18 protein-coding genes and 1 tRNA gene are annotated in these 19256 nt (G+C 40.3%); 10 read left to right on the top strand and 9 right to left on the bottom strand.

Features of this window, described 5'->3' with window-relative positions; translation table 11 throughout:
* Positions 1-65 precede the first annotated feature (65 nt).
* Together QVD32_RS09025 and QVD32_RS09020 are read right to left on the bottom strand one after the other, a co-directional pair.
* Positions 66-266 (bottom strand): helix-turn-helix transcriptional regulator, encoded by a 201-nt coding sequence (locus QVD32_RS09025; RefSeq protein ID WP_021892654.1) that lies wholly within the window; start codon positions 264-266, stop codon positions 66-68.
* On the bottom strand, positions 256-723 hold the full coding sequence (locus QVD32_RS09020) for a hypothetical protein (protein WP_008861632.1): 468 nt from the start codon (positions 721-723) through the stop codon (positions 256-258). Before QVD32_RS09020 ends, QVD32_RS09025 begins: the two co-directional genes overlap by 11 nt.
* Before the next feature lie 579 nt (positions 724-1302).
* Here QVD32_RS09020 and QVD32_RS09015 point away from each other — a divergent pair.
* Positions 1303-3192, top strand: a complete 1890-nt coding sequence (locus tag QVD32_RS09015) for an ABC-F family ATP-binding cassette domain-containing protein (protein WP_021892656.1) — start codon at positions 1303-1305, stop codon at positions 3190-3192.
* Positions 3193-3254: 62 nt separating this feature from the next.
* Here the strand turns inward: QVD32_RS09015 and QVD32_RS09010 are convergent, their stop codons facing one another.
* Both QVD32_RS09010 and QVD32_RS09005 read right to left on the bottom strand, forming a co-directional pair.
* Positions 3255-3698, bottom strand: coding sequence for a methylglyoxal synthase (locus QVD32_RS09010; RefSeq protein WP_021892657.1), 444 nt, complete (start codon positions 3696-3698; stop codon positions 3255-3257).
* 13 nt (positions 3699-3711) lie between these two features.
* Complete coding sequence (locus QVD32_RS09005) at positions 3712-5076, bottom strand: MATE family efflux transporter (RefSeq protein ID WP_021892658.1); 1365 nt, start codon at positions 5074-5076, stop codon at positions 3712-3714.
* Between the two features lie 332 nt (positions 5077-5408).
* Here QVD32_RS09005 and QVD32_RS09000 point away from each other — a divergent pair, with 332 nt between their 5' ends.
* The gene (locus QVD32_RS09000; RefSeq protein ID WP_021892659.1) at positions 5409-5870 is read left to right on the top strand and encodes a hypothetical protein; all 462 of its coding nucleotides are present in this window, start codon (positions 5409-5411) and stop codon (positions 5868-5870) included.
* Positions 5871-5962: 92 nt separating this feature from the next.
* Here the strand turns inward: QVD32_RS09000 and nadC are convergent, their stop codons facing one another.
* Positions 5963-6811, bottom strand: coding sequence for a carboxylating nicotinate-nucleotide diphosphorylase (gene nadC / locus QVD32_RS08995; RefSeq protein WP_118687275.1), 849 nt, complete (start codon positions 6809-6811; stop codon positions 5963-5965).
* A gap of 157 nt (positions 6812-6968) precedes the next feature.
* On the opposite strand from nadC, the gene QVD32_RS08990 reads away from it, so the two are divergent.
* The 3 genes from QVD32_RS08990 (at position 6969) to QVD32_RS08980 (ending at position 9185) form a co-directional block, all read left to right on the top strand.
* Positions 6969-7835, top strand: a complete 867-nt coding sequence (locus tag QVD32_RS08990; RefSeq protein ID WP_118687276.1) for an Abi family protein — start codon at positions 6969-6971, stop codon at positions 7833-7835.
* 202 nt (positions 7836-8037) lie between these two features.
* A complete protein-coding gene (gene rlmH / locus QVD32_RS08985; RefSeq protein WP_008861625.1) occupies positions 8038-8511 on the top strand; it encodes a 23S rRNA (pseudouridine(1915)-N(3))-methyltransferase RlmH in 474 nt (157 codons plus the stop codon).
* Positions 8512-8513: 2 nt separating this feature from the next.
* Entirely contained in the window at positions 8514-9185 is a 672-nt protein-coding gene (locus QVD32_RS08980) for a DUF2490 domain-containing protein (protein ID WP_021892661.1), read from the top strand.
* Positions 9186-9283: 98 nt separating this feature from the next.
* On the opposite strand, the gene hemW is transcribed toward QVD32_RS08980, so the two are convergent.
* Positions 9284-10414 (bottom strand): radical SAM family heme chaperone HemW, encoded by a 1131-nt coding sequence (gene hemW, locus QVD32_RS08975; protein ID WP_021892662.1) that lies wholly within the window; start codon positions 10412-10414, stop codon positions 9284-9286.
* A 147-nt stretch (positions 10415-10561) separates the two neighbouring features.
* Here hemW and fusA2 point away from each other — a divergent pair, with 147 nt between their 5' ends.
* From fusA2 to QVD32_RS08950, 5 genes are all read left to right on the top strand, one after another.
* Positions 10562-12721, top strand: a complete 2160-nt coding sequence (gene fusA2 / locus QVD32_RS08970) for an elongation factor G2 (protein ID WP_021892663.1) — start codon at positions 10562-10564, stop codon at positions 12719-12721.
* 241 nt (positions 12722-12962) lie between these two features.
* Complete coding sequence (locus tag QVD32_RS08965; RefSeq protein ID WP_008861621.1) at positions 12963-14507, top strand: sensor histidine kinase; 1545 nt, start codon at positions 12963-12965, stop codon at positions 14505-14507.
* A 2-nt stretch (positions 14508-14509) separates the two neighbouring features.
* The gene (rprY, locus tag QVD32_RS08960; protein WP_008861620.1) at positions 14510-15220 is read left to right on the top strand and encodes a response regulator transcription factor RprY; all 711 of its coding nucleotides are present in this window, start codon (positions 14510-14512) and stop codon (positions 15218-15220) included.
* Between the two features lie 141 nt (positions 15221-15361).
* On the top strand, positions 15362-16090 hold the full coding sequence (locus QVD32_RS08955; RefSeq protein ID WP_021892665.1) for a lysophospholipid acyltransferase family protein: 729 nt from the start codon (positions 15362-15364) through the stop codon (positions 16088-16090).
* Between the two features lie 93 nt (positions 16091-16183).
* Positions 16184-16254 (top strand) — tRNA-Gln (locus QVD32_RS08950).
* A gap of 246 nt (positions 16255-16500) precedes the next feature.
* On the opposite strand, the gene QVD32_RS08945 is transcribed toward QVD32_RS08950, so the two are convergent.
* From QVD32_RS08945 to wecB, 3 genes are read right to left on the bottom strand one after another with little or no spacing between them, the layout of a single operon-like run.
* Complete coding sequence (locus QVD32_RS08945; RefSeq protein WP_046414582.1) at positions 16501-16902, bottom strand: WbuC family cupin fold metalloprotein; 402 nt, start codon at positions 16900-16902, stop codon at positions 16501-16503.
* On the bottom strand, positions 16895-18148 hold the full coding sequence (locus QVD32_RS08940) for a glycosyltransferase family 4 protein (RefSeq protein WP_021892667.1): 1254 nt from the start codon (positions 18146-18148) through the stop codon (positions 16895-16897). Before QVD32_RS08940 ends, QVD32_RS08945 begins: the two co-directional genes overlap by 8 nt.
* Positions 18117-19250 carry a non-hydrolyzing UDP-N-acetylglucosamine 2-epimerase gene (wecB, locus tag QVD32_RS08935; RefSeq protein ID WP_021892668.1) on the bottom strand — a complete coding sequence of 378 codons (1134 nt, stop codon included), beginning with the start codon at positions 19248-19250 and terminating at the stop codon, positions 18117-18119. The genes QVD32_RS08940 and wecB overlap by 32 nt, the downstream gene beginning before the upstream one ends.
* Positions 19251-19256 lie beyond the last annotated feature (6 nt).

Below are 19256 nucleotides of genomic sequence, written 5' to 3'. Positions count from 1 at the left end.
CCTGTCGCATGCGACAGGCTTTTCTCGTTTATCCAAATTCCCTGTTCTTCACAGAACATTCCATTTCAGTCACTTGGTTCCAGTTGAAAAACTTGCTCTACCGATTTATTGAATACTTGGGCTATTTTCAACGCTAACACCGTAGAAGGCACAAATTTACCAGTCTCGATTGCATTGATGGTTTGTCGGCTCACCCCTACTACATCGGCCAAATGCTGCTGGGTTATACGAAGTTCGGCACGCTCCACTCGTATTCTATTCTTCATCTCTCAACGACTTTTTAAGTTTCCACAATTTCATTTCAAAGACAATCAAGAAAATAATAATATTCGTAAACATATTAAAGACCAAGACATTCAAAAACAGAAGCTCGTAACAAAAAAGAGATAAAATAATCAAAACAGACGAATTGATATACAAGGCTATCAACAACGAGTTCAATCTTATCCGCCCGATTAATTCATCTTCGACTCTCTCACGTGAACATGCCACAAATAAACAACCCAAGCAAATGCCTATAATGGCGACATTATTCAATATTTTTCCAACCCAATCCAAAGTCAGGACTCTTTTCATAGCCAAAGGAATCCATTCGGGTAGCAAGAAAGATGGAAAACCATTATAACCGTCTATCGTCATCAGTACTCCCAGCACAAATGTTGGAACCAGAATAATCCAGCCGACTTTCTTAAAGCCATTAGGCAACAAAAAGATTTTTTCCATAATAACAATTATTTTAAGTAATCGATAAAAGAAATAGCTATGGCACAAATGTAAAGTATATTTTACATATAGACAAATATAAGCGACTTTTTTTACAAAAAATCTTACAGAAAAGCTATGAAGCCTCTGAACACTTCCAACATGGCGTGGGAATCTTCATTCAAACCTATTATCTAAAAAATGGATTTTTCCCGCAAGACTCTGCACTTCCGACCAAATGCTTAACAGTCTTGCAATAACGGATAATGTCGGCGTTTGTGTGTTGTGTTTCAGGTAGATAGATAGGATAACAAGATTGGTAAAACTCAAGACTTTTGTATCATTGAGCACAATCAAACTTTGCAAAGGTAAAACTTTATTCTTAAACTCAAACTTTTTAGGGTTATTTTTTTGACAAAAAAGATTTTTAACCCGATACAAGCCATAGAATTCGAAAAAAAGAATAAATTAACAATGCGAAACACTCGCGTAATTTTTCTATTACACACTAAATCGTTAAAACTTTCATGAAGACAACTCTTTCCCATTTGTCCAATCACAACATTTATCGTAAATTTGACTGGTATTTAATACAAAGTAATGATCAGCTACTTACAAATAGAAAATCTCACAAAGTCGTTCGGAGACCGAATTCTCTTCGAAAATATATCGTTAGGTATCGGTGAAGGAGACCGAATAGGATTAATTGCCAAAAATGGAGCGGGGAAAACGACTTTACTGAATATTCTGGCGGGGAAAGAAAATTATGACAGTGGAAACATTGTATTCCGGAATAATTTACGGGTAGGATACTTGGAACAATCCCCCTCCTATCCGCCAGAACTCACGGTTATACAAGCTTGTTTCCAGTCTGACAACGACACTGTTCGTTTAATAGCCGAATACGAACAGGCCCTACAAACCGATGATCCTATCGGCCTGCAAGAACTACTCGACCGCATGGACCACTACAAGGCATGGGATTACGAGCAAAGAGCCAAACAAATTCTTTCGCAGCTCAAAATCAACAATTTCGATCAGCCTGTAAAAGAATTGTCCGGCGGACAACTGAAACGACTGGCATTAGCCAATGTCTTAATTACCGAACCCGACCTGCTCATTCTCGATGAACCGACGAATCATCTGGACATCGATATGACCGAATGGTTGGAAGAATTTTTACGCCGCACCAACATAACCCTATTGATGGTCACGCACGATCGCTATTTTCTCGATCGAGTATGCAACCAAATTGTCGAAATCGACAATCATACACTATACAACTATAACGGTAATTACAGCTACTATCTTGAAAAACGGGAAGAGCGCATAGAAATACATAATGCCGAAATCGACCGGGCCCGCAATTTAATGCGTACCGAGTTGGACTGGATAAGGCGACAGCCGCAAGCCCGGGGCACAAAAGCAAAATACCGTGTGGATGCTTTTCATGAATTACAAGCGAAAGCCCGCCAGGAAAAATCAGACGGGCAAGTACGGCTCGAAGTAAAATCGTCATACATCGGTTCAAAGATATTCGAGGCAAAAGGTATCTGTAAAAAATTCGGAGACCTGAAAATAATCGAAAACTTCGATTATACTTTTGCCCGCTATGAAAAAATGGGTATCGTAGGTAACAACGGAACCGGAAAATCGACCTTCATCAAAATGCTCGTCGGTGAAATTCAACCCGATCGAGGACGATTCGATATAGGAGAAACGGTAAAGTTCGGCTATTATAGCCAAGATGGGTTACATTTTAATGAACAGATGAAAGTCATCGATGCCGTAAGAGATATAGCAGAAGAAATTTCACTTGGCGACGGACGTAAGCTGTCCGCATCTCAATTCTTGCAGCATTTTCTCTTTACCCCCGAGACACAACACAGCTATATATATAAATTAAGTGGAGGAGAACGCCGACGCCTATATTTATGTACGATACTCATCAGTAATCCCAATTTTTTGGTACTGGACGAACCGACCAACGACTTGGATATCGTTACCCTTAACGTCCTTGAAGATTATCTCCGTAACTTCAAAGGGTGTCTCATTGTCATCTCCCACGACCGATATTTCATGGATAAAGTAGTAGATCACCTACTTGTGTTCAAAGGAAACGGAGAACTAAAAGACTTTCCCGGTAACTATACCGATTATCGTGAATGGAAAGAAACACAGGAACAAAAGGCTAAAAGCGAACAGGCAGAAAAAGCAAAGCAAGACAATAAAAAGACTACTGCCGAAAAAAGAAATACATCTGACAATACCCGACGACGCCTTTCTTTTAAAGAGAAAAAAGAGCTGGAACAATTAGAAATGGAAATCGCTGCGCTGGAAGAAGAGAAAAAAACAATCGAAACGAACCTTTGCAGCGGAACCCTAAACATAGAAGAACTCACGCTGCAATCTAAAAGATTGCCGGAAATCAACGAAAGCCTCGATGAAAAGACATTACGCTGGCTCGAACTAAGTGAAATCGAAGGGTAGTTATATACAAAAGGCGATAGAGATACGGTCTATCGCCTTTTGTAATATCACATGCTCAAACCTCACCTTTGAAAATAAGTGTATTTCGGTTCTGTGGGTTTATAAGAATCATCGTCCCACAAAGTACTGGTAATCATCAAATCGGCACTGTATCGGTTGCAAGCGATAGGTACATTGTGTACTCTACACTGACGAAGCAACATCTGTATATCGGCCTCGTGTGGTTGAGGATTCAAATCATCGATCAAAAAGATAGCCAAATCGACTTGATGACGAACCACCAATGCGGCAATTTCGGCATCTCCCCCCAACGGACCCGAATTCATACAAGTCACATCGGCCGGAATATTCAATTCGTCGAATGCCTCCTTAATCAATCGGCCGGTAGTACCTGTACAAACCAAATGGTGATGAGACAACAACTCGGCATTATGTTTCACCCACTCTACCATATCGGCCTTACGATTATCATGCGCCACTAGCGCGATAGTTAATCTTTTTTTCATAGCTTTATTTTTTTTAAGATTGAACAGTTTGAAATTTTTGTCTGATTTTCCGTTGATGTATCCACAAGGCCATAACCGCTATCACGAATGCGATAAAATCAGAGATAGGCATACTCAACCAAACTCCGTTCGTAGACCAGTAAGTCGGTAAAATCAACAACAACGGCAATAAAAACAACAGTTGTCTCGATAAGGATAAAAATATAGATACCGGAGCCCTACCTATCGACTGAAAGAAATTGGAAATTACAATCTGGCAACCGACAAACGGGAACATGGCACAACTGATACGAAGACCGGTCACAGACAAATCGACCAACTCCTCGCTGGTTGTAAACATCGCCACGATAGCATGGGGGAATAATTCGCTCAATACAAAGCCCACCGTAGTAACGACCACACCCGCCGTAATCCCATATCGCAATGTTTTGCGAACACGGTCATATTGCTTGGCTCCATAGTTATACCCCACGATAGGCTGCATTCCCTGTGTGATTCCCATAACGATCATAACGAACAACATCAAAGTACGGTTCACAATACCATAAGCACCGATAGCCAAATCTCCACCAGTATGTTGCAACGCATTATTAATAAAAATCACCACCACACAGGCACAAACATTCATCAAAAAAGGAGACATGCCTATGGAAAATATTTTAGCGACTACCCGCACCTTCAACCGGGAGTACCGACTGTCAAAATGAATAAAGTTTTTTTTGTTCGCAAAATGAACGAGTACCCACACCATAGCGACAGTCTGAGACACGACTGTTGCCAACGCTGCACCCCGTATTCCCCAATCGAATGAAAATATAAATATCGGAGCCAAAATAATATTACACCCCACAGTCAACAATGATGAAAACATTGCCTTACGAGGATACCCCGTAGCCCTCATTACATTATTCAGCCCTATAAACACATAAGTTATAGGAGTCCCCAGTAAAATCACTTGCATGAAATCACGAGCATAAGGCAATGTATCGTGACTTGCCCCGAAAAACAATAATATGGAATCAAGAAATAAAAAAGTCAAACCGCCAAAGCAAACAGCATTGATTATACACATAATCAAAACATTATGTACGACCTCCGTTGCTCGCACTTTATCTTTCTGACCTAAAAAAATAGAACTGATAGTAGCACCGCCTATACCGACCAATGTACAAAAAGCGACCACCAAATTCATCAACGGGAAAGTAATTGCCAAACCTGCGATAGCCAATGCACCCACCCCATGACCTATAAATATACTATCTATAATATTATATAGCGATGTAACAGTCATCGCTATAATAGCCGGTACAGAATACTGAATCAACAACTTGCCAATCGGCTCGGTTCCAAGTATCAACGGCGAATTACGCTCTGCCATAATCTCTAATTTCACAATTACGATACAAAGGTACGAATTATTCAGGAGCTAAAACAGGAGCATAAGCATTTTATAACATAAAGATACTTCAAATAGCTACGCCCTATATTTTTCACATAAAATACCATTGGTCCATTCAACTATCATAAAAAATAAAAATATCTGAAATCAGAACCGTTTTTTGAGACTTCTTGTTATATTTGAAATACTTTATCTATATTTGTAGAATATAGGATACGGTTCGGCAGAGCCAATTCGGAAACATGATTTCCGTTTGCCCCTGCACTCACCTTTCGCTATGTTTGTCATGAAACCATTAATTAAATAGAATTATGAAAAAGTTTTTATTCTTGGTTATATTGAGTTTGACTTTACTTTCCTGCGAGGGTCCTATGGGACCACAAGGTCCTCAGGGAGTTCCGGGCGAAGGAATGTTTTGGAAGTACTACACCTACACAGTAAAATCGCAAGACTGGCAACTTGTGACATCGCCCGACGGATTAAATACGTATTACATGTATGAGTTCCAAAATAAAGATATTACAGACGATTTATATATCGACGGATATGTCTTGGGGTACTTGGTACAATCTCCGGGGGCAGACAACGAAGTCATCACCCCTCTACCTTATACGATACATAAAGGCGAAGCAAACGGGGATAATGCGATGCTTTGGACCGAAACTTACACCTACGATTACATGCCGGGAAGCGTAGCTTTTTATGTGCAATACAGCGATTTTATCGAGCAACAGCCCGGAGATATGGTATTTCGTTTAGTCCTTAATAATTAATAACCGTCTTCTCGATTCTTCGAAATAAAAATAAACGAGGCCATCTTTAATAAAGAAATGGCCTCGTTTATTTTATGTAGCAAACTAATGTTTCAACAAGCCTTAAAGCTCATATCGAGACCTTTTACCGAATGAGTGAGAGCTCCCACCGAGACAAAATCGACACCACTCTCGGCGTAATCTCGAATCGTATCGAAAGTAATACCTCCCGAAGACTCTATTTCATATTTCCCACCCACAATTTTCACAGCCTCTTTTGTCAATTCAGGCGAGAAATTATCGAGCATAATACGGTCCACACCGCCCACTCGCATAACCTCTTTCAATTCGTCCAAATTACGCACCTCTATCTCAATTTTCAAATCCTTGCCTTTGGCCTTTAAATAATCATGACAACGAGAGATAGCGTTCTCTATACCACCGGCAAAATCCACATGATTATCTTTCAGCAAAATCATGTCGAACAATCCGATACGATGATTCACGCCACCACCTATCTTCACAGCCTCTTTTTCGAGCATACGCATGCCCGGAGTTGTCTTGCGGGTATCGAGAATGCGAGTATGCAATCCTTCGAGTTTTTTCACATACCGGTGAGTCATCGTAGCGATACCGCTCATGCGCTGCATCACATTGAGCATAAGACGCTCGGTTTGCAATAATGATTGTACGCGTCCTTCGACCACAAAAGCCACATCGCCGGGTTTTACCGCAGTCCCGTCCTCGATATAAACCGTCATTTTCAAATCGGGATCGAAACGGTGGAATATTTTTCGGGCAATCTCTACTCCGGCCAAGATACCCGGCTCCTTGATCAACAACCTCGACTTCCCCATCGCCGTATCCGGGATACAACACAAAGTAGTGTGGTCACCATCTCCTATATCTTCGGCAAAAGCCAAATCTATCAATTCATCTATCAACCGCTCTTTCGTTTTCATCTTTCAATACGTTTTCATTTATTCTCAAAAATACAATTATCAATTGATTGCAAAGTTACAAATTAATCCCGACTCTATTGTAAAATCAAAAATATAACCTTTAAACCGCCCACTAATTCTTTACAAAATATTACATTTACAAAAAAATTTGAGTACCATGAAAAAAGCTCTGAATATAGACCAACAAATAGCCAAACTTAAATCTCATGGAATGGAATTTGACAATGAAGAAAAAGCAAAAGAAATTCTACTTGACATAGGTTACTACCGCTTGGGGTTCTATTCATTTCCTTTTGAAACAACATTCCCTCGAATAAACAATCGAGACCACAAGCTAAAAAAAGGGACATTCAAAAGTGTATACGATTTATATGAATTTGACACTAAACTCCGAAGAATATTGCTAAATGCCCTTGATAGAATAGAGGTAAATATACGCACTCAAATCATATATACCGTATCAAACTATTATACAGACTCTCCAACATGGTTCGCCAATCCCGATATTATGAAATCCGATTTCATTAGTAACTTCGATATCATGGTATATAAAGCAATGCAAGACAATCCCATTATTAAACGGCATCACCAAAGATACCCAGACGACAAATACCCTCCCGCTTGGAAAACTATTGAATTTATGACATTAGGTAATATCGTATCGCTCTATAAATCGATAAAAAGCGAGCGATTAAAATATATAATCGCCCAGCATTATGGATGCTCAACCGGCGTATTCATTAACTATTTAGATACCATACGAGTAATTCGGAATCGGTGCGCTCATGGTAGTTGTATTTATAACATATCTATACCGATAGGCATAAAAGCTATTCCTGCAAATATAGACAGAGATAGTCGCCACAATATAAATGGCGTTATCGCCGTGATAAAATATATTTTGGGAACAATATCAAAGAACCGGAAAGAAGATCTGAATAACGAAATTATCAGCACTTTTAAAAATATACAATCTCAAGAAACAAAAAAGATTGTAGCCGATTGCACAAAAATAATCATATAAAATTTGGAATTCGAGATTCTTTGATTTATCTTTGTTCCCCTGAAAGTGCCCATATAGGCTATTTAAGTCACTATATCTGCACTCTAAAAAGGATGTAAGGGATTCAAACGCGTATTGAATCCCTTTATTATTTCTATGCCGAAGTAAAAGAGACTACTAATCCAACTTTGATAAATACAAAAAAAGCCGTAACTTTGTCCTTATGAAAATAGTGCTATTGGTTGTCGGGAAAACAGTCGAATCTCATTTTATACAAGGAATCGAAGAATACAGCAAACGATTGGCTCACTATGTGCCGTTCGAAATTGCAGTCATTCCCGAACTCCGCAACACCAAAAGCCTGAGTACCGACCAACAAAAAGAGCGAGAAGCCGATTTCATCTTGAAAAGTTTCCTGCCCGGCGATTACATTGTCCTGCTCGATGAACATGGAAAGGAGTTTACCTCCACGCAGTTCGCCACCTATTTGGAAAAGAAAATGTCAAACGTTGCCAAACGCTTGATATTTGTCATTGGCGGCCCTTATGGTTTTTCCCAACGCATATACAATGCAGCACAAGAAAAAATTTCTCTTTCAAAGATGACCTTTTCTCACCAGATGATTCGCCTCATCTTCACCGAACAACTCTATCGGGCTATGACTATTCTCAATAACGAACCCTATCACCACGAATAAATATGAATCGTTTTCATTACAAAATTCTATCCGTCTTCATTATCTCACTTTCTCTCTTTACTTTCCCGACAAACGCAAAAGAATACAGCAGTGAAATAGGCACGTTGTGGAATTTTACGGTATCCAAACAAATAAATCGGATAAATCTGCAAATACAGCAAAACGTATGGACACTTGGTAAATATTACGAACGATACATGCCCATTGCGGTCGTCTCCTATACTGCCGTCCCGAAATACCTCAAATTAAATGCGCTGTACTACTATATGAATCAACAGACAGCCCCGAATATTTATAAGAATCGTCATCGTTATCAACTGGGAGCCACTTTTTCCTATCCTGTACACCGATTCTCCCTATCGCTGAATTCCCGATTTGAGTCCACCTATACCATAGGGACGGCCAAACCATCGAACAAATGGCGAAACAAAATACTTCTCAGTTACACCATACCCGACAGCCGATGGACTCCGTTTATCCATACCGATATATTTCTTTTTCTGAATGGTAAACAGTCAGGAGAATTGGATAGAATATGGTATGATGCAGGGGTAGAATATCGAATAGATAAAAAAAATTCCATCGAATGCAAAGTTCGAGAAGAACATCTCATGAGTAAGACACCCCAACAACTCAATACGTTTATCTCCTTAGGTTATAAATTGAAACTATAATCCCCCTATTCCATCTTGCGATACACTATATTGGGGGGGACAGAAAAACGACTCCACAAATTCAAGGAGAAACGGCGAGATTGAAAAATCTTCGAGATTCAATCCACCCAAAACAAATCGCTCATAACATCATCGGAAGTAAAAAGACCCTTACGAGTTATGCGCATAATATTGTCGGTCACCACGAGTCGCCCTGCACGGATATGAGGCAGAGCTTGTTCCAAGCAATATTGCATGCGCTCAGTTCCAAAGTCGTCTTCGAGTTTTTTCAGATTCAATCCCCAACAGGTACGAAGCGATGTAAGTATGTATTCATTATATAAACTATCGACCGTCTCTTTCTCTTCCATATATGCAACATGTCCCGTTTGCAAAGCCTCCATATATTCCGACAATGAGGAAGGGTTGATACGCCTGCTCTTCCCATCGTAGCTATGAGCCGCCGCACCTAAACCCAGATACGGTACACCTTTCCAATAAGATGTATTATGAAGTGCATAACGCCCAGAGCGGGCGAAATTGGAAATCTCGTAATGCTCATATCCAGAAAAACCCAACACATCGATAAGTGTCTCGAACATCTGTAAGGATTCTTCTTCCTCACACTCTTTCACCAGTCCTTTTTCCCTCATTCTCCACAACGCCGTACCTTCCTCATAAATTAAATTATATGCTGAAATATGCGGAACATTCAAGGTTACGGCTTGTCTCAAATTGTTCGTCCAACGTTCTACGGTCTGTCCCGGCAAACCATATATGAGGTCTATACTGATATTTTCATATCCGGCACAAAGGCAATTATCGACTGCCTCCATCGCCGCATGAGCCGTATGACGCCGACGTAGAAAAACAAGATCCGAATCGTCGAAACTCTGTATTCCCATACTTAGCCGATTAACCGGAGTATCCTTTAATTGACTTATAAAAAGAGGTGTCACATCATCGGGATTCACTTCAAGAGTAACCTCCTTACAAATCGACCAATCGACAACTGTGGAAAGAGTTCGAAACAAACGACCTCGTTCCGACGGCGATAAACTGGACGGAGTCCCCCCTCCAAGATACACCGTAAAAACAGGTTTGTCCCTTAGCTCATGTATTCTCAATTCAAGTTCCCGACAAACGGCATCTATATAGCCACGCTTGAACGAAAAATCGGTCGAGGAAAAGAAGTCGCAATAAACACAGCGACTTGCACAAAACGGTATATGAATATAAAGCCCAGCCATTACTCGACAAAAATACAAAACTTCGATTCATAAACAATGTTTTGTAACATAGTTCTTACCATTGCTTTTTAAAAATATAATTCATAATTTGCGAACACTTTGTTAAAACGTAACCAAGTGTTTTTGTTTTATTAAAACTTTAATATCATGAAAGTCTATCAATCTCACGAAATCAAAAACATTGCTCTATTGGGCAGCAAAGGTTCAGGCAAGACCACCCTCGCAGAAGCTATGCTCTACGAGTGTGGTGTAATAAAACGTCGCGGAACCGTCGAAGGGAAAAACACCGTCTCGGACTATTTTCCTGTGGAAAAAGAGTATGGATATTCCGTCTTTTCCACAGTTTTTTATGCCGAATTTTTAGGTAAAAAGCTCAATGTTATAGACTGTCCGGGAGCAGACGACTTTGTAGGAAGCGCTATAACAGCCCTTAACGTAACAGACACAGGAGTAATTGTCATCGACTCTCAATATGGAGTCGAAGTAGGAACTCAAAACATCTTCCGTACTGCCGAAAATCTGAACAAACCTATTCTTTTTGCCATGAACCAACTTGATGGTGAAAAGGCAGATTACGACAATGTAATCAACCAAATGCACGAAACATTCGGTAACCGAATTGTACAAGTGCAATATCCGCTTAGTTGCGGTCCGTCGTTCAATGCCATGATCGACGTCCTACTCATGAAAATGTATAGCTGGTCGCCCGAAGGCGGTACACCCACCATATCCGAAATTCCCGAAAGCGAAATGGAAAAAGCCCGGGAATTAAATCAAAAATTAGTTGAAGCCGCTGCTGAAAACGATGAGACCCTTATGGAAAAATTCTTCGAGCAAGGTTCTCTCACCGAAGATGAAATGCGGGAAGGCATCCGCAAAGGTCTCATCACACGCAGCATATACCCTGTATTCTGTGTAAGCGCATTACGCGATATGGGAGTACGACGTATGATGGAATTCCTCGGCAACGTAGTCCCCTTTGTCTCCGAAATGCCCAAACCCGAAAATACAGCCGGAGAAAAAATCGCTCCCGATGCCAATGGGCCTACAAGTATATACTGCTTTAAAACCACGGTCGAGCCTCATATCGGAGAAGTATCCTATTTCAAAGTAATGTCTGGAACCGTACATCAAGGAGACGATTTGATTAATGTGGATCGAGGCGACGGACGCGAACGTTTGGCTCAATTATTCTGTGTTTGCGGACAAATTCGTACTCCGGTAGAAGAACTTGTAGCAGGAGACATAGGAGCATCGGTAAAACTAAAAGATGTGCGCACTGGTAATACACTCAACACAAAAGGGTGCGATTATCATTTCGATTTTATCAAATACCCAGCTCCCAAATATCAACGAGCAATAAAACCGGTCAATGAATCCGATGCCGAAAAATTAAGTGAGATTCTCACTCGTATGCATGAAGAAGACCCGACGTGGCAAATAGAACAATCCAAAGAATTGAAACAAACGATTGTTTCGGGACAAGGAGAATTTCACTTACGCACTTTAAAATGGCGTATTGAGAATAACGATAAACTTGCCGTTGAATTCATAGAGCCTCGCATACCCTATCGGGAAACAATTACTAAAGCGTCTCGGGCGGATTATCGTCACAAAAAACAATCGGGTGGAGCCGGACAATTTGGAGAAGTACATCTCATCGTAGAGCCCTATTATGACGGAATGCCAGCACCCGACACTTACAAATTCAACAACCAAGAATTCCGTATGAATGTACGCGATACCCAAACGATAGATCTTGAATGGGGAGGAAAATTGGTGGTTTGTAACTGTATTGTTGGAGGTGCTATCGACGCTCGGTTTATTCCTGCTATTGTCAAAGGATTGATGGATCGTATGGAACAAGGGCCGCTCACTGGTTCTTACGCCCGCGATGTCAGAGTTTGTATCTACGACGGGAAAATGCACCCGGTAGACTCTAATGAAATATCTTTCCGATTAGCTGGACGTAATGCATTCAGCGAGGCATTTAAAAATGCAGGACCAAAAATTCTCGAACCTATATACGATGTCGAAGTTCTTACCCCAGCCGATGTCATGGGCGATGTCATGAGCGATCTGCAAGGACGACGCGCTATTATTATGGGCATGTCTAGTGAAAAAGGATTTGAAAAAATCACGGCAAAAGTACCTTTAAAGGAAATGTCTTCCTATTCAACAGCTCTCAGTTCGATCACCGGAGGGCGCTCATCTTTCTCTATGAAATTTGCATCTTATGAGCTCGTTCCATCTGACGTTCAAGAAAAACTACTTAAAGCTTACGAGGCCGAACAGACAGACGAGTGACCGCGATTTTGTTAAATAATTAAAAAGCCATTGGTTTTTCCAATGGCTTTTTTTGCAAATAAACATTTATTTGTTAAATTTGCCGGTAAGTGTTAAACCCAACCTTCTAAATAGGTTTTCATAAAATAAAACAAAAATAGTGGAATCGGTGTTTATATAATAAATTTGTACAAATGATGTAAAAACAAATCATTTAAACACCACGACAAGTTAAACAGAAAAAAATAAAGAGGCAAACAGAATGAAAAAGTCGACAATTTGGCTACTGGCTGTAATTATGGCACTCACGTTTATCGGATTGCTTTATGTACAAATCATGTACATGGAGAATATGATAAAAATGAGAAACGAGCAATTTACCGAAGCCGTGAAAAGAAGCCTATACGCTGTATCGACAAGCCTTGAACTAGACGAGACTCAACGCTATTTAGACGAATATCTGGAAGAGGAAGAAAAGAAAATGCTCTCCTCTTATGAGCAAAAGCAAGACAAACAAGACATAGCTTCTACTCACCACCAATTTTCTATCGTATCTCCCGATGGAACGGTTGCAAGTTTTTCCTTTCGCGAACAAACCAGTACGATTATCACCCCTGCTGCTCCACGACAAAAGGAACACAATACGCTCATTAGTACATATCGAAATATGCAGGAAGCCCGTAAAGGACAATACCTTTACCAAAAAGGCTTGTTGAACGAAGTCATACTCAATATGCTGAGTAAGGCAAGTAACCGTCCTGTCATGGAACGTATCGACATCAAAAAATTGGAAAGCTATCTGAAATCAGAATTTGAAAATAACGGATTAAACCTTCCGTTCCAATTTGCCATTTACAATAAAAACGAAAAAATCATATATAGCTCCAATCAATATGATCCCAAAATCGAAGGGAATTTATTCACACAAGCAATATTTCCCAATGATCCACCGGCAAAAATAAACTACTTGAAAGTCTATTTCCCGACCAAAAGAGATTATATATCGAGTTCGGTAAAATTCATGATACCCTCGTTTGCTTTCACGTTCATTCTGTTGGTAACCTTCTTGTTTACCATCATCACGGCATTTCGGCAAAAGAAACTCACCGAGATGAAAAACGATTTTATCAACAACATGACACACGAATTCAAAACACCCATATCTACCATATCATTAGCAGCCCAAATGCTTAATGACCCCTCTGTTGCCAAAAGTCCGGCTATGTTCCAGCACATATCGGGTGTCATTAATGACGAAACCAAGCGATTGAGATTTCAGGTAGAAAAAGTCCTGCAAATGTCGATGTTCGACAGACAAAAGACGTTGATGAAACTACACAACGTCGATGTCAACGACCTCGTTGCAGGAGTCATGAGCACATTCAAACTCAAAGTCGAAAAATACGGCGGTGTAATCGATGCCGACCTCGAAGCAGAAGATGCTATTGTCTCGGTCGATGAAATGCATTTCACGAATGTTATCTTCAACCTCCTTGACAATGCCGTAAAATATCGACGGGAAGAAGAACCTTTATCTCTTTTCATACGTACAAGAACCGTTGGAGATAAGGTAGAAATATCGATTCGAGATAACGGAATCGGTATCAAACGGGAAGATTTGAAAAAAATATTCGACAAATTTTATCGCGTATCTACGGGAAATCGCCATGACGTAAAAGGATTCGGACTAGGCCTCGCCTACGTCCATAAAATCATTACCGACCTCAAAGGCGATATTCGAGTAGAAAGCGAAATAAATCAAGGGTCGACATTTATAATAACACTACCACTAATAAAAAACAAATGATTATGGAAGAAAGATTGCGTATTCTATTATGCGAAGATGATGAAAATCTTGGCATGTTATTAAGAGAGTATTTGCAAGCCAAAGGTTATGCGGCCGATCTCTTCTCCGATGGAGAAAGCGGATACAAAGCATTCCTGAAAGGTAAATACGATTTGTGCGTACTCGACGTGATGATGCCTAAAAAAGACGGATTCACGCTCGCACAAGAAATCCGTACGGTAAACGGAGAAGTTCCCATCATATTCTTGACAGCGAAATCTTTGAAAGAAGATATTCTCGAAGGATTCAAAATCGGAGCAGACGACTACATTACCAAACCATTCAGTATGGAAGAATTGGTATTCCGTATCGAAGCCATTTTACGTCGTGTAAAAGGTAAAAAAGGAAAAGAAGTTACGATGTACAAGATCGGACGGTTTACATTCGATACCCAGAAACAAGTATTGGCAATCGACGATAAGAGTACTAAACTCACCACCAAAGAGTCCGAATTGCTCAGTCTGCTCTGTGCTCACGTCAATGAAATTTTGGAGCGTAACTTCGCCCTCAAAACTATTTGGATAGACGATAATTACTTTAACGCTCGTAGCATGGACGTTTACATTACCAAACTTCGTAAACATCTCAAAGACGATCCATCAATTGAAATTATCAATATTCATGGAAAAGGGTACAAGCTCATTGCCCCAGATGTCGAAGCAAAAACCAAATAAACTGCAACGTTTAGGAATATAGAAAAGGCGGCTTATTGAGTCGCCTTTTCTATATTCCCACATCAAAAGCGCCTGCAAATAATGCGATTTACTGCAAATTCATTACCTTTGTCCCGTAAACGACGAAAATAGCATCGAACAATGATACGCACTATCACATTCCTATATCAATGGCTCATAGCCATGCCCATATTGCTGATAATCACCATTCTCACAGCATTGACGACCCTTATCGGATGCCGGTTGGGCAATGGAAACTTTTGGGGATATTACCCAGCACACATTTGGTCCCGACTATTCTGCATTCTCTCTCTTGTCAAAATAGAAGTTAGAGGCCGAGAAAACATCGATAAAAACACATCTTATGTATTCGTATCAAACCATCAAGGAGCCTATGACATATTTCTCATCTACGGATACTTAAACCACAATTTCAAATGGATGATGAAAAAAAGCCTGCGCAATATACCCTTTGTAGGCAGCGCTTGTGCTGCTGCCGGCCACATATTCGTCGATAACAGTACTCCGGGCCGACTAAAAGAAACCCTGCAAAAAGCCGAAACGACATTACAAAATGGTATGTCGCTTGTCGTATTCCCCGAAGGAGCACGCACTTGGACAGGAGCCATGAGACCATTCAAACGAGGAGCATATCAACTCGCCGTTGAATTTTCCTTACCGGTCGCACCGCTCACTATCGACGGAGCATTTGCCGTTATGCCCCGTACAACCTACAATTTTAAACCTGGAAAAATCATTTTAACGATACACCCCCCCATCTATCCCCAAGAAAATAAAGGGCATGATATAGAAGACCTCATGAAAAAATCATACGCCGTCATAGAATCGGCATTGCCATTGAAAGGATAGATATGTAAAAAAAGATTAAACCAAATAAAAAATTCAAGGTTTGCAATGGCCGTCCCAAAATAAATTCGCAATTTTGCACTCGCAAAACAAATTTGTCCGGTGGTGTAATGGTAGCACTTCGGATTCTGGTTCCGCCTGTGAGGGTTCGAATCCTTCCCGGACAACAAAAAGTAAGGGGTTAGCAAAATGCTAATCCCTATTTTTATATCTATTAATCAAGCACTTATGTTATAAAACAGGCTTTTCAACCCTCCTAAATTATTGCTGAACAACACATTTTATATGGCAAAATATATCCAATTTTTTCCTATTTTTGCATAGTTGTGATACGATAGTGATACAAATCAAAAAAATCTAATAATCAAACTATGAATAAATTTTGGCGCATTATAATACTATACGGAGGAGGTCTATTCTAACATATCATTAGGAGCAATAGGTATATACGGACCATCTTTCACCTCAAAAATAACAGTACCAGCACATAACACCTCAATTGTATGCCATTGTCCCCGGGGTATGTTTACCCCATAAGTACCCTCCGCCGGGTCGAGTTCATAGCGATTAATTTCCTTCTTGTCGTCATCGTAAAAGAGAACTCTCATACGCCCTCGCAACAATACATAAGTTTCGGCCGTATGCCTATGACGATGTATCGGTAAAACGGTTCCCAGTTCAAGGGCATTAAGCAGACGTTGCGAAGGAGACGACAACGATTCGTGAAAGTTATAATTCATACGCAATCTAGGACTTTCCTTTGCAGCCTTTGTCACCCTATCGAGTAAAACATGATCTATTAATATCTCAGACATTACTTCGTTCTCCCTTCTCAATAATTTCGAATAAATTGTTCATACATTTTTCTTTCTTAAAATGCCGCTGGTAATAATTATATCCGTTTCTACCCTTTTCTTCCAATTCTTGATTTGAATAATTCGAAATGGAAAGGACTAAACGAACCATCTTGTCAATAGAATCTGCACCTGTATAATATCCACAACGAGCATTCTTTACAACCGTTTGTACTTCACCATTCGCCATGACTAAAATAGGTTTAGAACTGAGCATATAAGCCTGTATCTTCGCTGGTAGCGTCACATTGAATGCGCTATTGTCACAAAGAGGAAGCAGCATAATATCGGCTTTTCTGAAAAATGCCGGCATATATTCAATGGGATAACGATCATAAAAATGTACGGTATCACCCATCTCCCGACTTTGAACGAACGACATAACCCATTTTTTCTTTCGCCCGTCACCGATAAAAATCCACTGTATATGTTTATTGTTTTTCAAACGTTCGGCTACTCTCATCACATTTTCAAGATTTTGCGCCTCACCTAAATTTCCGGCAAACATAATTTTAAAACCATCTGGCAAATGTGGCAGTTCATCGTCATCAACAGTACATTTTCGAAGTTCATCTTCTCCCCAATTGGGTAAATCTTCTATACAATCATTTTTTACCCCTCGTTGCTGTAACAATGTCCTCACACCCGATGCCGCTATGAAAATTTTGCAACAATGCCGATAAATGTAGCGCATGATACGATCAACTATTTTAACGATATATTTATTAGTTATACCTCCGGCAGCCAAACTTTCTGGCCAAACATCAAGTAACCAGAAATAAATAGGAATTCGTCGTATTTTTTTCGCAAGCACTGCCGGTATACCGATAAATGCCGGGGACAATTCCTGCACAAAAATAAAGTCGAATCTCTTACGACAAACGATACTTAATGTGTATATACAAGAAAATAATAAACTCGATAAATAATTGAGCACCATTCTTATCGCCCTACCGTCTCCACGAGGAATCACCGGCACACGAATGACATTTACTCCATTGACGACTTCTTTCCGCCTGCTCCGCAATCCGTATCCCTCGTAAAAATGGCCCTGAGGATAATTGGGAATACATGTAATTACAGTAACTTCATATCCTCGTTTTACCATTTCAAAAGCGATATCGTTACCTCGAAAAACTTCGGGATAAAAATAATTGGTCAAAAACAAGCATCGTTTACCTTTCACCCCAGACGACTCTTTTGACATAATCGGTATAAGAAAGAATAATTCGCACGACTTTGTCGCTAACATTCGGTATAGAATAGTCTGCGACCGGACGAAAATTACGAGTTTCGAGATTCTGATTCTGCAATTCGGACAAACCCTGCATCACCCGTTCGGGGTTAAGCCCTACCATCATCACCGAAGCTTCCTCCATCGCCTCGGGACGCTCGTGAGCTTCACGTATATTCAGAGCCTTAAAATTAAGAATAGACGACTCTTCGCTAATGGTTCCGCTATCCGAGATTACCGTTTTGGCATTAATTTGCAATTTATTATAATCGCTAAAACCCATCGGTTTCATCAACCGTATAAGTGAGTGAAAGTCAACACCATCGGTTTCTATTTTCTTGCGGGTACGGGGGTGTGTCGACACAATCACGGGAAAACCATACGTTTGAGCTATGTCGTTCAAAATCTTAACCAAATTCCCGAAGTTGCGTTCGCTCGATATATTCTCTTCCCGATGGGCCGACACGACAAAGTATTTGCCCTTCTCCAATCCCAGATTCTCTAAAATAGACGAGGCATTTATCTGAGGCAAATACCTGTTCAGCACCTCATACATGGGGCTTCCGGTTTTGACAACCCGATCGGAAGGGATTCCCTCGCTCAACAAATATTCACGGGCAATAGAGCTGTACGGCAAATTAATATCCGATATATGGTCGACAATCTTACGATTACTCTCTTCGGGAACACGCTGGTCGAAACAGCGATTTCCGGCCTCCATATGGAAAATAGGGATATGACGTTTCTTAGCCGCTATCGCACACAAGCAAGAATTCGTGTCGCCCAATACAAGAAATGCATCCGGACGAACTTCTTCCAGAACCGGATCTATATTAATCAATATCTGTCCGGCAGTCGTCGTCGCATTATTACCTGCCGCATTCAAAAAATAATCAGGTTTCCGTAGACCTAAATCCTGAAAAAATATTTCGTTTAATTCATAATCGTAATTTTGTCCTGTGTGTACCAATACGTGCTCTATGGCGGGACTGGCATCTAACTTTTGCAATACACATGACAATCTGATTATTTCGGGTCTTGTCCCTACTACCGAAAGGACTTTCAATCGCTTCATAAATCT

Origin of the sequence: Barnesiella sp., from assembly GCF_022723415.1 — a bacterium.
Classification (GTDB): domain Bacteria; phylum Bacteroidota; class Bacteroidia; order Bacteroidales; family Barnesiellaceae; genus Barnesiella; species Barnesiella intestinihominis.
Note: the sequence above shows the minus strand (reverse complement) of the source record. Positions and strands in the feature narration are given on the sequence as shown.

What these genes read in the sequence shown, in the direction of transcription:
- QVD32_RS09025 (WP_021892654.1), bottom strand. Translation starts at nt 266, where the DNA reads ATGAAGAATAGAATACGAGTGGAGCGTGCCGAACTTCGTATAACCCAG.
- QVD32_RS09020 (WP_008861632.1), bottom strand. Translation starts at nt 723, where the DNA reads ATGGAAAAAATCTTTTTGTTGCCTAATGGCTTTAAGAAAGTCGGCTGG.
- QVD32_RS09015 (WP_021892656.1), top strand. Translation starts at nt 1,303, where the DNA reads ATGATCAGCTACTTACAAATAGAAAATCTCACAAAGTCGTTCGGAGAC.
- QVD32_RS09010 (WP_021892657.1), bottom strand. Translation starts at nt 3,698, where the DNA reads ATGAAAAAAAGATTAACTATCGCGCTAGTGGCGCATGATAATCGTAAG.
- QVD32_RS09005 (WP_021892658.1), bottom strand. Translation starts at nt 5,076, where the DNA reads ATGGCAGAGCGTAATTCGCCGTTGATACTTGGAACCGAGCCGATTGGC.
- QVD32_RS09000 (WP_021892659.1), top strand. Translation starts at nt 5,409, where the DNA reads ATGAAAAAGTTTTTATTCTTGGTTATATTGAGTTTGACTTTACTTTCC.
- nadC (WP_118687275.1), bottom strand. Translation starts at nt 6,811, where the DNA reads ATGAAAACGAAAGAGCGGTTGATAGATGAATTGATAGATTTGGCTTTT.
- QVD32_RS08990 (WP_118687276.1), top strand. Translation starts at nt 6,969, where the DNA reads ATGAAAAAAGCTCTGAATATAGACCAACAAATAGCCAAACTTAAATCT.
- rlmH (WP_008861625.1), top strand. Translation starts at nt 8,038, where the DNA reads ATGAAAATAGTGCTATTGGTTGTCGGGAAAACAGTCGAATCTCATTTT.
- QVD32_RS08980 (WP_021892661.1), top strand. Translation starts at nt 8,514, where the DNA reads ATGAATCGTTTTCATTACAAAATTCTATCCGTCTTCATTATCTCACTT.
- hemW (WP_021892662.1), bottom strand. Translation starts at nt 10,414, where the DNA reads ATGGCTGGGCTTTATATTCATATACCGTTTTGTGCAAGTCGCTGTGTT.
- fusA2 (WP_021892663.1), top strand. Translation starts at nt 10,562, where the DNA reads ATGAAAGTCTATCAATCTCACGAAATCAAAAACATTGCTCTATTGGGC.
- QVD32_RS08965 (WP_008861621.1), top strand. Translation starts at nt 12,963, where the DNA reads ATGAAAAAGTCGACAATTTGGCTACTGGCTGTAATTATGGCACTCACG.
- rprY (WP_008861620.1), top strand. Translation starts at nt 14,510, where the DNA reads ATGGAAGAAAGATTGCGTATTCTATTATGCGAAGATGATGAAAATCTT.
- QVD32_RS08955 (WP_021892665.1), top strand. Translation starts at nt 15,362, where the DNA reads ATGATACGCACTATCACATTCCTATATCAATGGCTCATAGCCATGCCC.
- QVD32_RS08945 (WP_046414582.1), bottom strand. Translation starts at nt 16,902, where the DNA reads ATGTCTGAGATATTAATAGATCATGTTTTACTCGATAGGGTGACAAAG.
- QVD32_RS08940 (WP_021892667.1), bottom strand. Translation starts at nt 18,148, where the DNA reads ATGTCAAAAGAGTCGTCTGGGGTGAAAGGTAAACGATGCTTGTTTTTG.
- wecB (WP_021892668.1), bottom strand. Translation starts at nt 19,250, where the DNA reads ATGAAGCGATTGAAAGTCCTTTCGGTAGTAGGGACAAGACCCGAAATA.